Here is a 15,659-nt window from a genome sequence, read left to right as displayed (position 1 = left end):
TGGAGCAAGCAAGAATGAAAGAAACGATAATACGGGAGATATTACATGATGTTGCAGGACTTCTCGACAGCAGACAGTTGGATGAGCTGCGTTCTGTGCTTGAAACAAGGCTGAAAAGCGTGGATATTACAGAAAGCACAGATACCATTGAAAAGAACAAGCAGGAGAACAGCCATTTTCTTGAAATGTTTATCTCAGCAAAGCGTGTTGAGGGCTGTTCTGAAAGCACTCTGAAATACTATCAGACAACGATAGAGAGGTTATTATCCGCTACAAGCAAATGGATAAAAGAGATCACGACCGATGATCTTCGGCTGTATCTTGCGGAATACCAGCAGCAGAATAATGCCAGTAAGGTGACGGTTGATAATGTCCGTCGTATACTGTCAAGCTTCTTTTCATGGCTGGAGGATGAGGATTATATTATAAAGAGTCCTGTACGCAGAATACATAAAGTCAAGACTGCAAAAGTTGTAAAAGATACGCTGACCGATGAAAACTTGGAAGTTCTGCGTGACACCTGCGATAATCTTCGTGACCTGGCTATAATTGAAATGCTGACTTCTACCGGAGTCCGTGTCGGTGAGCTTGTTAAGCTTAATAAGGCTGATATTGATTTTACTGAACGCTCATGTATTGTTCTCGGCAAGGGCAATAAAGAGCGCGAAGTTTACTTCGATGCAAGGACAAAGCTGCATTTGCAGGAATACCTTGAACAGCGTACCGATAATGATCTGGCACTGTTTGTATCAAAAAACGTTCCACATACTAGGCTGACTATCGGAGCGATACAGCGTATTGTTCGTGCTCTTGGGAAACAAGCTGAGATAAGCAAGGTTCATCCGCATAAGTTCCGCAGAACACTTGCGACAAGAGCCATTGACAAAGGAATGCCGATAGAACAGGTACAGCGGCTTCTTGGTCATCAGAAAATAGAAACTACTATGCATTATGCTATGGTAAATCAGAGCAATGTAAAGATTGCTCATCGTAAATATATAGGTTGAGGTGATATTATGAAAGACGGTTATCGTCAGTTGGGTGATTATATCCGTCCTGTTGATATAAGGAATACTGACGGACAGGAAACAAACCTTTTAGGTGTATCTGTTCAGAAAAAATTTATTCCTTCTATTGCAAATACGGTTGGAACGGATTTTACCAAATATAAGATTGTGAAAAAGCGACAGTTCACTTACATTCCTGATACTTCAAGACGAGGAGATAAAATCGGAATCGCCCTTTTAGAGGATTATGACATTGGTATTGTCAGCAATATTTATACGGTTTTTGAAGTTGTAGATACGGAATTGCTGTTACCGGAATATCTTATGCTATGGTTTATGCGTCCTGAGTTTGATAGGCTCGCACGATTCAAATCTCATGGTAGCGTAAGAGAGGTGTTTGATTGGGAGCAGATGTGTGACGTAAAACTTCCTGTTCCTAATATTGTGAAACAGAGAAAAATCGTAAAAGCGTATAAGACGATTTCAGATAGAATCGCTTTGAAACAGCGGTTAAATGATAATTTAGCGGCTTAATTCTGAGAGAAAGACGGATTGTAGAGCTTTAAGATTAGATATCTCGTTGCTATTCTGTGATATAGTATTTTCAATTCGTCTAAAATCTGCATTGAGTTTCTCAAGAGCACTTCTAGAGTTTGGCATATTAAATGATATTTTCTGCAAGTCTTTAATCGGCAATTGCGGCTGTGCTGATCCTGAGCGATATTGTTCTATAGCTGACTTCATATAAGAGCTTTTTAGTAGTGCATATAGGTAATAAGATTTGATTTTATCAGATTTACTACGTATTATAAGCATTCCAGAGTTTATTCTTACATTCTCATAAGGAATATAGTTATTGTAGAACGCTACATTTCCAAGAGTTCCACGAGATGTTAGCACAATATCGAACCTTTCCAAATGTCCTTTGTTCATTAGTTCATCTTTTTCTTTTGTTATAAACATACAGTCACTAAAATCGAATCCAATACCAGTGACATTTGAAGCGTTTAAGAATAAACAATATCCTTCTTTTGCAAATTCATCATAGGTCGGATAGTTTTTTCCTCTATCGCCATCGATAAATTCAATTATGTCTCCGAGAGATATTAATGAAGTATCTTCTGTTGAGGTCGTTTTCTTTAAAATTACTTGTTCAGTTTCAGCTAAATTATCATTTACTAACGTTTGGATTAATCAAAGAGAGGAGATAACGATTATGGGAAGTGTAGTTTTAGATTTACAACAAGAGATTATTTCTAAAAATTGTGATGTTGTAAATGTTCTTCGTAAGGCACATCTTATTGCTTCCAAATTGGAACTTAATGAATTTGATAACTGGATAGTTAATGAACTTAATGGTTATCCGTCTCAGAAAGACTGTCCGGATTATCGTAATGTACGCGTAGTTTTAAAAGGATATAATCCTTATCGAGGTTGGATACCTATAATAATCAAACATTCGGAATTAGAAAAAGAATTGAGTAAAAAAAACTATTGTTCAGTCGATATCAGAAATATATAATCTCATTGAAAACAATAAAGATGGTTTAACAATCAATTGTACTGGAGCTGAAATAGAGTTCTTCAACAAGGCTTCCGACATAGATTTGCCTACAAACTTTACTTATCATGTTTCGCGAGCGTCGGTTGCTGATGTTATTGAAAAAGTGAAAAATACATTACTTGAATGGACTCTTAAACTCGAAAAAGAAGGAATTATAGGAGAAAATATGTCGTTTAATGAAAAGGAAAAAGAACAGGCAAAGTCTATACCACAGACAATAAACAATTATTACGGAAATACCAATGTTGTAAATGGTTCTGCTGAGCATAGTCAGATTATTTCCGGAAATAATAATAAGATAACTGTTTCATACGAAGAATTTAAGAAGGAATTAGATAAAATTGAAGAAAGCATTCACAAAGATGATAAATTATCAGAAGAGAATGCTGAAACGGCGTTAGAACTTTTATCAGAAATACGCGACAAAATCGATTCTAATAAAAAGCCGGATATTGTAAAATCTGCTTTAGTAGGATTAAAGGATTTTCTTATCACTGCCGGAGGAGGATTGACTGCGAATTTGCTCGCAGATTTAATTATTCGGTTTTGATGTAATGGGGTGATTAAATGTCAAACTTCAACGAACATGCTTTAGAAATGTCTATAATGGAACTATTCAAGGACGAAGGATACACCTACATAAACGGTGAAAGTATTAACCGTGATATTTCTGATGTTCTGCTTGCTGATGATCTTAAGAAGTATCTTTTTGAACGTTATTCTGCTGATGGTATTACCGATAATGAAATCAACGGTATCATTATGAACCTTCGCAGCATTTCGGGTACGATCTACGAAGCAAATAAGGCGGTTTATAAGCTCATTTGTGATGGTTTTATTCTCAACCGTGAAGACAGGTCACAAAAGGATCTGTTCATCAATCTTATTGATTACGAAACACCAGAGAATAATAATTTTAAGATCGTTAATCAGTTTGAAATTGAAGGCATGAATAATCAAACCCGTATTCCAGATGCAATTATCTTTATTAACGGAATTCCTGTTGTGGTATTTGAATTCAAAAGTGCGGTTAAAGAAAATACTACGATCATGGACGCGTATAAACAGCTTACCGTCCGTTATAAGCGTGATATTCCGGAACTATTCAAATACAATGCGTTTGTTGTGATCAGTGATGGTGCCAATAATAAATATGGTTCATTCTTCAGCCTTTATGATTTCTTCTATTCATGGCGAAAGGTCAATTCAGAAGATAAAGAACTGGATGGTATTAATTCTTTAATGACAATGGTAAAAGGATTGTTCAGAAAAGACAGGCTTTTAAGTGTTATAAAAGACTTTATTTATTTCCCTGATAATTCAGATAAAGACCTGAAACTTGTTTGCCGTTATCCTCAGTTCTTTGCTGCTACCAAACTGTACGAAAATATAAAAGCACATATGCGTCCTAACGGAGACGGTAAAGGTGGAACTTATTTCGGGGCTACTGGCTGCGGAAAAAGTTATACAATGCTTTTTCTTACCAGAATGATTATGAAAAGTTCTTTCTTTGAAAGTCCGACAATAATAATTATTACAGACCGAACCGACCTTGATGATCAGCTTTCAAAGCAGTTCATTAATTCAAAACAGTATATAGGCGATAATACTGTCAAGAGTATAGAATCACGAGAGAACCTACGTGCAGAGCTTCAGGGCAGAGAAAGCGGCGGAGTATATATAACCACTATTCAGAAATTCACTGAAGATCTTGAAATACTTACTGACAGAACAAATGTAATATGTATTTCTGATGAAGCACACCGTAGTCAGATCAATCTTGATCAGAAAGTACGTATAACAGATTCAGGCGTAGAAAAGACTTATGGCTTTGCCAAGTATCTTCATGATTCATTGCCAAATGCCACTTATGTCGGATTTACTGGTACACCGGTTGATAAGACTATTGAAGTATTCGGTGGAGTGGTTGATTCATATACAATGACTGAGTCTGTTCGTGACGGAATCACTGTTAATCTTGTTTATGACGGAAGAGCGGCAAGAGTAACGCTTGATCAGGAACGCGTTCGCAGAATAGAGGAGTATTATCGTTTATGTGAAACCGAGGGTGCCAATGAGCATCAGATTGAAGAAAGCAAAAAAGCTGTAGCCAATATGGATGCTATAATCGGTGATCCTAACAGACTGCAGGCTGTGGCTGAGGATTTTATAAAGCATTATGAAACTCGTGTTGCCGAGGGTGCATCTGTTGCGGGAAAAGCTATGTTTGTATGTTCTAACAGATACATTGCTTACACTTTACTCACCATAATCAGCAAGCTCAGGCCTGAATGGACTGAGAAAAAAACTTTCACCTGATGCTGAAAATCTGTCTGATAAAGAGAAAGAGGATTTAAAGCCGATTGAATTTATAAAGCTTGTCATGACACGTAATAAAGACGATGAAAAAGAGCTTTATGATATGCTTGGATCAAAAGAGGACAGAAAGGAATTTGACCGTCAGTTTAAAAACCCGAAATCAAACTTCAAGATAGCTATTGTAGTTGATATGTGGCTTACAGGCTTTGATGTACCTGAACTTGATACGATTTACATAGACAAACCGATTCAGCAGCATACTCTTATTCAGACGATTTCCAGAGTAAACAGAGTTTGTGAAGGAAAAGACAAAGGCTTGATCGTTGACTATATCGGTATTAAGAAAAACATGAATACTGCGCTGAAAAAATACACCAACTTCGAAGCGGAAGAATTTGAAGGAATAGAACAGTCGATTATAATCGTTAAGGATCAGCTTGAAGTGCTCGGACAGATGTTCTGTAATTTCAACAGTAAAAAGTTTTTTGAAGGAACGCCTAATGAACAGCTCGAATGCCTTAACAGAGCAGTTGAATATGTTCAGCTTTCAGAAGAATTTGAAACAAGATTTATGGCTGCAGTTAAACGTATGAAGCAAGCTTTTAATCTTTGCAGTTCAAGTGATAAGTTTACCGACGAAGACAAGGATTACATTCATTTCTATTGTGCGGTACGTTCTATTTTGTTTAAGCTTACTCAGGGTGATGCACCTGATATTTCGCAGATGAATGCAAACGTTCGAAATATGCTTGAAGGTGCTATTCAGTCAGACGGAATAGAAGAACTGTTTGAAAGCGGAAAGCATATAGCAGTAGACATATTCAGTGATGAATACATTGATAAGATCAATGCAATACAGTTGCCGAATACCAAGATAAAGATTCTTCAGAGATTGCTTTCTCAGGCTATTGATGAATTCAGAAAAGTGAACAAGATCAAGAGTCTTGAATTTACTGATCGTATGAATCATATCATAAACGAGTATAACAATCGTCGAAAAGATGAAGCATATGCAAATGAAGTTCTTGATGAAGTTGCAGAACAGCTTTCACAGCTTTTGTCTTCACTTAAAAACGAAAAGAATTCATTTAAAGAAATGGGAATTGATTATGAAGAAAAAGCGTTCTATGATATTCTTTTTTCTGTTGCAAAAAAATATGAATTCGAGTATCCGGAAGATAAAATGGTCGAGCTTTCTAAACGCATAAAAACCATTGTTGATGATAAAGCTAAATATACTGACTGGTCAACTCGTGAAGATATCAAGGCAAATTTACAGGTGGATTTGATTCTTCTGCTTGACGAGTTTGGATATCCGCCGGTTACAATAGATGACGTTTACAAGGAAGTTCTTGAACAGGCGGAGAATTTTAAGAAGTATGCTGAATGATAAAAGGCGATTTCTGATGGAATTTTATTGCGAAACCACTTGAATTATTAGTCGATGTATGCAATGCACAAAGCGTTCTTTTGCTGTTTGTAAGATTATGCGAAAAGTGAACAATCTTATTGAAATATGATTTGTATTGAGTTACAATTGTATTATAATAATCTTTTTTGATATATGGGTATTTGAAAATATGGTACATAAGCATTTATTAAGTAGTTTTAAATGGTTGTGTCATATTACAAATGTTTTAGTGGGGTAAAATATTATGACTATTGATAAAAAAATAGATTATTGGAAGAAAAAGCTTTTAGATCTAGGGAAAAGAAATAAACTTATAAGTTGTAATCTTCCTAAATCAAGTCAACGTGTTTCAAGAAGTATAATAGCTATAGAAGAACCTTGTGTAAGCGAGATCTGGGAAAAGTTTTCTGAACCAGATGGTTGTTTAAAGGTGCCATTTGTTAATGAACCAGAAAGAACTGATGATGAAGATTATGAACCAGTTTATGAATTTGATAACGGAATTAAAACCAATCAAACTGTATCAAATGCATGTAAAACTCTCCGTAGTTTAATGGCTAAAACGAGAGAGTTCATTGAAAACAAAGGTTTGAATGCACTGTATTTGGCTGTTGGGTTTATATACTGGAAAGATAATGTTGGCGGAAATAATGAATTAAGATCTCCATTGTTACTGATACCTATAAGAATCAATCAGGAAGCTTTAAATGAGCCAATCATTATTTCACGTTTAGATGATGAAATAGTTTCAAATAATGCGCTTGAGAAAAAATTTCTGAATGATTTTGGAATTACTATGCCTGTGTTCGAAGAAGAAAAAGGATTTGAGGCATATTTTAATGCAGTTCAGGAAATCTGTAATTCTTTCAACTGGAGAATAGAAATGGAAGTAAACATTACGATGTTTTCTTTCCTAAAAATGGCTATGTATCATGACATTGAAGAGAACGAAGATATAATTAAAAATAATGACATAGTCAATGCGTTAAATGGTGATGTAGAGCGTGTAGAAACTATTGATAATTCAGAGATCATGAACTTTAATCATGATTCTGTTGAACCAAAGTCTGTTTATTCAGTTGTTGATGCTGATTCCAGTCAGCAAGATGCGATTTTGCTTGCTAAAAAAGGAGTTAGTTTTGTACTTCAGGGACCTCCCGGAACAGGTAAAAGTCAGACTATCACTAATATAATAGCAGAATTGCTGGCACAAGGAAAAAAGGTTCTGTTTGTATCGGAAAAATTAGCTGCTCTTGAAGTCGTATATAAACGTCTTTCATCTGCTGGACTCAGCGATTTCTGCTTGTCGCTCCATGATCCTAATGCCAAAAGAAAAGAAATAATGGATCAGCTATCTGCATCAATAGCATTAGCATCATCAAAAGAAACGGTTAAGAATGAAGCGTATGAACATCTTGATAACCTAAAGAATACGCGAGCTTATTTAAATGAATATGTTAAAACGCTTCATACTTCAATTGAACCGCTTGGGAAATCAATATTCAAGGTTAACGGTGAGCTATCTAAGCTTGAGGAGTATAAGGATATTGATTTTATACAAAAAAACGCTAGTTCATTTTCTTCTGAAGAATTAAACAAAAACGTTATTATCATACAAGATCTGGCTAAAACTATAGATCAGGGTGGATATCATGAAGATAATCCTTGGCTTGGATGCAATCGAACAAGTGTAACAAATGCATTTAGGCAACAGTTTTCTGTTGATTCTGATAAGTTAGTTGAAAACCTGGAAAAAGGAAAATTGATTTTCGAAAAATTCGATTCTATAACCGCGGCAAAGGATTATAAACGTAATCACTATGAATGTTCTAGAATGCTTGAACTGTTAGATCACTTATTAAAATATGATGACGCTCCTATTAACTGGCTGAAAATTGATCACTGTCATGCTGTAGAACTAATAAGAGGATGCAAGGATTCTTGCGAACAAAAATCGAAATCCAGCACATTTATAAGCAATTATCTTGAGTTGATAGACGCGCTTATTAGATCTGTAAATAAGTTATTTACATCTGTTTCATCATTAACCATTGATGAAGTAGAACACTTATTTGAAGAATATGAACAAGCATATTCGAAAATAAGCTGTAATACAGATTATCAGAATACTACAAATAAAATTACGGATGCTGCTTTTTTCTTTACTTCGGAAGTAAAGAAGTTTATTTCTGATTCAAAGAAAGAAATTCAGACTGAAAAATCAATTGAAGAATTAAAAGAGAAGAGTCGTGTTATTGAAGAACAGGTAAATACGCATAACCAAAGACTTGCTGATTCGGAAAAAGAGTATAATACGGCATTTACTCTGTTAAATCAAAAGTACAATGAAAGTGTTTTGGAATTAGATACGGATTTATATATCAAGAAGTTTTCAAATGAATATGTATCAGGTTTTAGGATAATGAATTCTGCGTATAGGAAAGATAAAAAACTTATAGCAGATTATCTTAAAGGTAAAAAGAGCATATCCTATAAACGTGTTCTTGAAGATCTTTCTGAAATTGCGAATGTACAATCTCTCAGCAAAAAAATAGAAGTTCAGAAAAACGAATTGAAAAACATTGATGTGCAACGTAACGCTAATGGTGATCAGCTGAATAATGAGAATACAGCATTACAGAATTTACGACTTGCTAAAGAATCATCAAGAGTAATAATAAATGATTATAAAAACTCGTATATATACGCAATTGAAAAAGATAAAGAAAACGAAAAAAATAATCATGATTCAATTGTTGCTGATAATACAAGTAAGTTATTAAGCCTTTCAGAATTGCTTGGAATCACCATTAATGAGTCATCTGATTTTGACGAATTAACATCTAAAGTTCATTGGATTTCAAAATACAAGCAGTACATAGATACTTATCATTTTTCTGAAGGTAAAGTTCCTGTTCTGTGTAAAAAAAGATATATCAGGAGATGATATAAGTAGTCTGTTAATCCAGTTAAAAGAATGGCTTGAAGAAAACAATAATTTGCGTAAAAACTTTACGGATTTATTTGAAGGAAAGTATCAGGAAAAGCATAACAACGCAGACATTTTTGAACTTGAAGATACGGTAATCTCGTGCAAGAATAACATGTATAAACTTGAACAGTACATTGATTATAATAATGCTGTTAGGAAAGTTAAAGAAATAGGTGCAGACGATTTCCTTGATAAAGCAAAACGTAATAATCTTTCATCAAATGAAATAGTACCAATTTACAAAAAATGCTTTTATCGTTCATGGCTTGATGAAGTAATATCCAAGTACGATGTAATAAATGATTTTAGAGGCAGAAAGCAGAATGATAGAATCGAGGAATTCAGAAAACTTGATAATGAACAAATAGAACTGTCAAAACTGTTTTTGAAAATAGCTCTTATTTCAAGGCTGCCTGATCTTTCATCTAATAATGCTAATGGAAAGGAATCAATGATCCTGAAGCGAGAACTTGCTAAACAAAGAAAGCTGATGCCTTTAAGAAAACTTGTTTCAGCACTTCCAACGCTTTTGCCAGCTATTAAGCCATGTATTTTAATGTCACCTTTATCTGTCAGCACGTATTTCAGAGGATCGTCATTCACTTTTGATACAGTAATATTTGACGAGGCATCACAGGTAAGAACTGAGGATGCTATTTGTTCAATTTTCCGCGCTAAGCAGGCTATTATTGCCGGAGACAGTAAACAGCTGCCACCTACTAACTTCTTTTCATCTTCTGTTTCAGATGATGACGAATATGATGAGGAAGAAGAGGATGATACTGGTGCGTATGAATCTCTTCTTGATGAAGCGTCTGGATTATATACCCATACATTATTGTGGCATTATCGAAGCAAAAATGAAAAGCTTATAGCTTTTTCAAACCATAAAATTTATGGTAGTAACCTTATTACATTTCCTTCGTGTTATGAAGGTAAAAATAATGATGGTGTAGAATATGTTCATGTCTCTAATGGTATATATGAAAGAGGCAGCAAACGTGGTAATACTATTGAAGCTCAAAAAGTTGCCGATTTAGTTTTTGAACATTTTAAGGTGAATCCACAACGCAGTATAGGAATTATTGCATTTAGCGAAGGTCAGCAAAGTATTATTGAAGAAGCAATAATAGAAAAAAGAAAGCAGTTTCCTGAATTTGAACCTTTCTTCGCATCTACAAATGAAGAACCAATATTTGTTCGTAACCTTGAAACAGTACAGGGTGATGAAAGAGATACGATTATTTTTAGTATTGGTTATGGATATGATGAAGCTGGTAAATTCCTGATGAATTTCGGACCGTTAAGTAAAAACGGTGGAGAAAGAAGACTTAACGTTGCAATAACAAGAGCCAGATACAATTTAAAACTTGTTGGTTCGATACTTCCTACTGATATAAAAGAAGAAAGTGTAAGTGGTCAAGGCCCAAAACTTTTAAAACAGTACATCGATTATGCAATTAATGGAGAACGTGTTATTCTGGGAGAAAATACTTCGAGTAACATTATTACTTTTGATTCTCCATTTGAAGAATCGGTATATGATTATCTTGTTTCGCAAGGCTATAAAGTGGCTACTCAGGTTGGCTGTTCAGGCTATCGAATTGATCTTGCAATCAGAGACAAAAATGATTTTGGCCGTTTCGTAATAGGAATAGAATGTGACGGTGCATCATATCATTCAGCAAGAACAGCGCGTGAAAGAGATCGTCTCAGACAAACAGTACTTGAAGGAATGGGATGGAAGTTTTATAGAGTATGGTCAACTGATTGGATTAAAGATCCTATTGCAGAAAAGAAGAGATTGCTTAATGCTATTGAGACTGTAATGAATGGATATATCGAATCTGCATAATTGACTAAAGGAGATAAATGGGTGATTTTCGATTATTGAGGAGGGGTTAAAATGCAATTATTCGATGAAGACGGGAATCCCGTAGGCGAATTATTTGAGAACGCTAAAGATCGCGTTAGTGATTCATTTGATGAATCATTAGGTGAAGGATGCTTAGCTTTGCTAATGATGATAATTATCCACATTCCTTTAATTCTAGTGCTTTTATTGCTTTGGTTGTTGTTAAAGCTTTTGTGGATAATTGTGAAATTTATATTTAGGCTTCTTTGGTGGTTACTAAGATTACCGTTCTGTTTAATCTTCAAACATGAGCCTCCAGAGTTTTGATAAGGAATTACATAAGTTAGTGAAGTTTTTTTTATAATTAAGGAGTTAGTGATATGGAAGAATTAGTTACAGCGATTGAAAGACTGACAGATGTTATTGAGAATTTGAATAGTGAAGTTTCTATGATGAATATGAAACTGGATAATATAGAATCTTCATTGGATGATATTAAAGGTACTGGGGTGTATAACTCTATTGCCGATATATATGAGAAGTTAGATAACATTCAAGGAGTAGGAATATATAATACCGTATCTGATATATGTGATAAACTTGATGCTGTTGATACAACTATTGCAATAAAATAATGTTGCTTTAGAGATGTATATGCCGGCACCAGAACCGCACCTGCACGGAGTATCGACCGCACGCTGCCGGAGAAGAACCGCACCGTACTACTTTATTAGGTACTCTTCGTGGTGTTCGTCCAGTCCGTTCGCATTTATTCCACAGTCCACTTGACAGCAAGCCTCTATGAGCGGCGGTAGTCCGGCAGCACAGGCAGGCAGCCACGAGGGCTGCTGCCTGGCCACCAGCCTACCACACTCATACTCACTGTCAAGCGGCTTTTGCGGCATAAAAGCTCACTTATGCAGAGCGTGAAGAATGGATTGTCCTTGATCTGAAACCGGTGCGGTTTTCGCCCGGCAAAGTGCGGTTCTAGGTCCGGCAAGGTGCGGTTCCAAGTCCGTGTCGTTGCGGTTTATATTCCGGCATATACAAGAGATGAAAAAATTCTGTGAATTTAAGAAATCATTGGCTTTAATAGTCTTGATAAAGCTGTATATTGTTAGCTCAGTTAAGTGCGATTTTTTGTTATAAAATAGCACGCCGCAGGCGTACCTAGTAAATGGTTGCGCCTGCAGCGAAATTGAAAAAACAGCTCAGTTTTGAACCTCAACGGGTAGATATCTATTCTGTTGCTTAGTTTTCTAGTAAAATAGTTGAATGTATATGTAGTATATGGTGGGACATAAAAAAGATTTTTTCAAAGGAGTGTATAAAAATTGGAAAAGGAAAGGACGATAGACTATACTATAACCGAATTCCAAAATTTAGCGGAGATTTCATCAAACAATGTATACAATAGGCTCAATAAGATTAGTAAGAAGTATGGTATAAAATTAAAAAAAGATAATCATTATTCGTTCCCTGCTGAATACGCTGAACCATTAGCAATATTAAACAAATACGACGAATGGATGTATAGCGTGCCAAAAATGAGTGCCAAAAACATTTCTGATACATATAGTCGCATATTAAAGTACATAGATTTAAATATAGGTTCATATTTCAAAAATTATTTTTATTGTTCTGAAGAATATTTAAATATACTTGAATTAAGTTTGTGGATAGAGCCCTTCACAACACAATTAACTCGAATAATAGTTGGAACTATACCTGAGGATGCTAGTGTAGGTAAAATCATAAATAATTATACAGATCAAATTGATATTAATAACTTTCAAGCTTTTGTGAATAAATATTCAAATAATAAAGGACCTGATTTACCTAAACTGCCAAATAAAAAAGAGCATATACTAGCAACAAAAGGATTTGAAAGATTTTTGATTCAATGTATAAATAATGGATTGCGTGCAGTAGATAATAATAAAAGTATTCAAATGAAAGACGTAATTCAAAAATACAAAGAGGCTCATAAAAGTTGTGATCAAATTGAATATTGCGGAAACATTTATAGATTTGATGAAGTTTTCAAACTTTCGACAGATGAACAAAGGAGTATTTATTTACAAATGCAACTCCAGCCAATAGATATGAATATTTTAAATTCCCAGTTGAATTCCGCAGAAATAATTAAAGAAGAAGCTTCTAAATGGTTACCAATTGACAAAAAAATAGAAGTAGGTGATTACAATAAAGCAAACGAAATACTAAAAAATTATTCTCCTGAAAAAGCAAGATGCTTTTTCAATGAAAATATTGAAACTGTAATTGGTATTATTGATGATAATATTCGTAATTTAAAACGAATGAGAGAACAACTGGTAAGCATTCACAATACAAATGATTTGTTTACCAATGAAAAAAAACCTGATTCGTCAATCATGGAGAAATACGTAGAATATTGTAAGTCAATAGACCAAAAATATAAAAAAATCAAGATTGAAGTAGATGAAGCCATTGGATATGAGTTGTCTAGGTTTACTACTTCAAGGCCTCCGAAAACATATAAAAAAAGAGAGAGTTCCAAAGTAAATAAATAATAAATCATATCTAATTATTCGGTTTCTATAAAACCTTTTTATTTTTTGAATTTTTATAGGTTTTATTTTTCGTAAATCTAATTATGCTATAATTAAGCTACAGCAGAAATTGCTGTGGCTTTTTTCATTATAATCTCTTGATATTTATTAAAATCCATTTTGGTTATAATAAATATATATTTTAAGAGAAATATTTAACCGGAGGAAACTTAAATGAAAAATCAAGATAAGCAGAACCAGAACGAAAACTTAAACGCTGAGGAAATGTCGCAAAACGAACTCAGCACAGACAGCAGCAAAAGTGTAGTCCCTAATAAGGAAACTGACGTAACTCAGATTGTAGTTATCACTTATCAAAAAATAAAGGACGGTCTTGCTAATCCAACCGCCTCAACAGGTACCGCAATCGCTGAACTTACAGGTATGGCTAAGACGCTTGCTCAGCTGGCCAACATCGGACGTGGTTCAAAAGCTACGGGTGGAGGCGGTGTTGAAGAAGGTATTGAGACTATAATGGATCTTGCCAAAGCTCAAGGGTTTATAGAAGGAACCGCTGGCGGCGATGGTGCAGCTGGCGTTACTAATAACCTAAAACCTTTAACGGGTCCTACTGGAAATAAAGGACTTACTGATGGGGCTGAAGTCGTTATATAAACCATACTGATTTTTAAACGGTGTTTTTTATGTCGTTTAATGTTTGGCTACTAGTTATATTGGCGGGCATTGTCGTTGTGCTATTAGTATTTGTAGGATTTCTTGAAAATATTCATAAACTCAAGAAAATAATACAAACACGTAAAAAGCACAAAAAATTGACAATCCAAATTATTGCTCGACAAATAATTCTGATCGCTGTTGGATAGATAATCCAGAAATCATGTGGCTTATTCGTAAGAACAAGCTTTAATTCATTTTACTTATATAGAGTTCCTGAACAATTCAGGAGCTCTTTTATTTTTTATATGAAACAGAGTCCGTTCAAAGGAGACGGACTCTGTTACGCTTACTTGCTGAAAATTATAAGATTATTATTAGTCAAAGGTTCCATAACCGAACTTTTTTCAGCTATAGCCATAAGTTTTATATCGTGATTTTTTGGAGAGCAGAAGTTCTTTATTGGATCACTGTCGAAAATGTATTTTATCTCTTCCTGTAATTCATTAAAAACTTTTTCCAGTTCGTTTTCATTGATAGTAGAACTCATTTCTAATTTATCAGTATCAGGTCTGAAGAAGAGATAAACGAGTTTTTTGTTTGTACCCTTTTTCTTAGCAATTCCGAGAAGATGGCATATCAGCTGCTTGATATCGAATCTTGTTGTATCCTTATTGTCTATTCCAAATTTTTTGAGTGGAATTTCAAAGGTTCCAGATTTTGTATTAGGAGTTATCACAGGATCAAGACCAAATTCATCTTTTATCGGCTCCCGGTAATCATCTTTCATCACAACTTTATGAGAGTCAAAGATCTCATGACATTTGACTTCAAAGTAACAGTTACTATCTATAATGTATGCATCGAGATGTGGCGCATGGGTCTTGTATTTTGAAAATATCGGGCATACTTTTTCAAATTCAGGATTACCTTTTATGCGTTCGCTGCCTATTGTAATATCTATTCCATTACGTAAAGCCAGATAGCAGAAACGAGATGATGATGCAACAGAGGCCATCTTAGGTGGATATCGCTTTGCTTTAAGTTCTCCTTCTGCGCCTTCATTATATTTTTTATGTGCATCTGGATAGTTTTTTATCATATCTTTTACGAACTGATCAAAAACATCTTTTGAATAATACATAGGGTATGGCTTTTCGGATTTAGCCTTATATCCGAAAAGCTTGTCATTGCCAATAAGGTCTTTGATGATATGATCAAATTCTTTCTTGCTCATTTTTTTACCCATAATATAATCCCTCCCAAATGTCAGCAAATAAAACCGAAGCTTTTCCACCCACA

General features: G+C 34.7%; 13 protein-coding genes. 12 read left to right on the top strand and 1 reads right to left on the bottom strand.

Annotated features, from left to right (window positions below; all coding sequences use genetic code 11):
• The first annotated feature begins 14 nt into the window (after positions 1-14).
• From xerA to CC97_RS01705, 12 genes are all read left to right on the top strand, one after another.
• The gene (xerA, locus tag CC97_RS01760; RefSeq protein WP_044973459.1) at positions 15-1,007 is read left to right on the top strand and encodes a site-specific tyrosine recombinase/integron integrase; all 993 of its coding nucleotides are present in this window, start codon (positions 15-17) and stop codon (positions 1,005-1,007) included.
• Between the two features lie 9 nt (positions 1,008-1,016).
• A complete protein-coding gene (locus CC97_RS01755) occupies positions 1,017-1,541 on the top strand; it encodes a restriction endonuclease subunit S (RefSeq protein ID WP_044973458.1) in 525 nt (174 codons plus the stop codon).
• 682 nt (positions 1,542-2,223) lie between these two features.
• Entirely contained in the window at positions 2,224-2,529 is a 306-nt protein-coding gene (locus CC97_RS20785) for a hypothetical protein (RefSeq protein ID WP_242848095.1), read from the top strand.
• Positions 2,501-3,121, top strand: coding sequence for a hypothetical protein (locus tag CC97_RS20780; protein ID WP_347493461.1), 621 nt, complete (start codon positions 2,501-2,503; stop codon positions 3,119-3,121). The genes CC97_RS20785 and CC97_RS20780 overlap by 29 nt, the downstream gene beginning before the upstream one ends.
• Before the next feature lie 17 nt (positions 3,122-3,138).
• Positions 3,139-4,890 carry an HsdR family type I site-specific deoxyribonuclease gene (locus tag CC97_RS20775; protein ID WP_242848094.1) on the top strand — a complete coding sequence of 584 codons (1,752 nt, stop codon included), beginning with the start codon at positions 3,139-3,141 and terminating at the stop codon, positions 4,888-4,890.
• Between the two features lie 64 nt (positions 4,891-4,954).
• Complete coding sequence (locus CC97_RS20770; protein WP_242848093.1) at positions 4,955-6,280, top strand: type I restriction enzyme endonuclease domain-containing protein; 1,326 nt, start codon at positions 4,955-4,957, stop codon at positions 6,278-6,280.
• A gap of 265 nt (positions 6,281-6,545) precedes the next feature.
• Positions 6,546-9,248 carry a DUF4011 domain-containing protein gene (locus CC97_RS01735; protein ID WP_044973456.1) on the top strand — a complete coding sequence of 901 codons (2,703 nt, stop codon included), beginning with the start codon at positions 6,546-6,548 and terminating at the stop codon, positions 9,246-9,248.
• Positions 9,249-9,300: 52 nt separating this feature from the next.
• Positions 9,301-11,148 carry an AAA domain-containing protein gene (locus CC97_RS01730; protein WP_049962612.1) on the top strand — a complete coding sequence of 616 codons (1,848 nt, stop codon included), beginning with the start codon at positions 9,301-9,303 and terminating at the stop codon, positions 11,146-11,148.
• A gap of 51 nt (positions 11,149-11,199) precedes the next feature.
• Positions 11,200-11,475: a hypothetical protein gene (locus CC97_RS01725; protein ID WP_044973455.1), complete on the top strand. Its 276-nt coding sequence runs from the start codon at positions 11,200-11,202 to the stop codon at positions 11,473-11,475.
• A 53-nt stretch (positions 11,476-11,528) separates the two neighbouring features.
• Positions 11,529-11,783: a hypothetical protein gene (locus CC97_RS01720; protein ID WP_044973454.1), complete on the top strand. Its 255-nt coding sequence runs from the start codon at positions 11,529-11,531 to the stop codon at positions 11,781-11,783.
• 699 nt (positions 11,784-12,482) lie between these two features.
• The gene (locus CC97_RS01710; protein WP_044973452.1) at positions 12,483-13,703 is read left to right on the top strand and encodes a hypothetical protein; all 1,221 of its coding nucleotides are present in this window, start codon (positions 12,483-12,485) and stop codon (positions 13,701-13,703) included.
• A gap of 213 nt (positions 13,704-13,916) precedes the next feature.
• Positions 13,917-14,357 carry a hypothetical protein gene (locus CC97_RS01705; RefSeq protein ID WP_044973451.1) on the top strand — a complete coding sequence of 147 codons (441 nt, stop codon included), beginning with the start codon at positions 13,917-13,919 and terminating at the stop codon, positions 14,355-14,357.
• 349 nt (positions 14,358-14,706) lie between these two features.
• Here the strand turns inward: CC97_RS01705 and CC97_RS01695 are convergent, their stop codons facing one another.
• Complete coding sequence (locus tag CC97_RS01695; RefSeq protein WP_044973449.1) at positions 14,707-15,606, bottom strand: hypothetical protein; 900 nt, start codon at positions 15,604-15,606, stop codon at positions 14,707-14,709.
• Positions 15,607-15,659 lie beyond the last annotated feature (53 nt).

Origin of the sequence: Ruminococcus sp. HUN007 (genome assembly GCF_000712055.1) — a bacterium.
Lineage (GTDB): Bacteria > Bacillota > Clostridia > Oscillospirales > Ruminococcaceae > HUN007.
Note: the sequence above shows the minus strand (reverse complement) of the source record. Positions and strands in the feature narration are given on the sequence as shown.

Bases quoted from the DNA above. Each gene is read 5' to 3' on its own strand.
- xerA (WP_044973459.1), top strand. From the start codon at position 15: ATGAAAGAAACGATAATACGGGAGATATTACATGATGTTGCAGGACTT.
- CC97_RS01755 (WP_044973458.1), top strand. From the start codon at position 1,017: ATGAAAGACGGTTATCGTCAGTTGGGTGATTATATCCGTCCTGTTGAT.
- CC97_RS20785 (WP_242848095.1), top strand. From the start codon at position 2,224: ATGGGAAGTGTAGTTTTAGATTTACAACAAGAGATTATTTCTAAAAAT.
- CC97_RS20775 (WP_242848094.1), top strand. From the start codon at position 3,139: ATGTCAAACTTCAACGAACATGCTTTAGAAATGTCTATAATGGAACTA.
- CC97_RS20770 (WP_242848093.1), top strand. From the start codon at position 4,955: ATGACACGTAATAAAGACGATGAAAAAGAGCTTTATGATATGCTTGGA.
- CC97_RS01735 (WP_044973456.1), top strand. From the start codon at position 6,546: ATGACTATTGATAAAAAAATAGATTATTGGAAGAAAAAGCTTTTAGAT.
- CC97_RS01725 (WP_044973455.1), top strand. From the start codon at position 11,200: ATGCAATTATTCGATGAAGACGGGAATCCCGTAGGCGAATTATTTGAG.
- CC97_RS01720 (WP_044973454.1), top strand. From the start codon at position 11,529: ATGGAAGAATTAGTTACAGCGATTGAAAGACTGACAGATGTTATTGAG.
- CC97_RS01705 (WP_044973451.1), top strand. From the start codon at position 13,917: ATGAAAAATCAAGATAAGCAGAACCAGAACGAAAACTTAAACGCTGAG.
- CC97_RS01695 (WP_044973449.1), bottom strand. From the start codon at position 15,606: ATGGGTAAAAAAATGAGCAAGAAAGAATTTGATCATATCATCAAAGAC.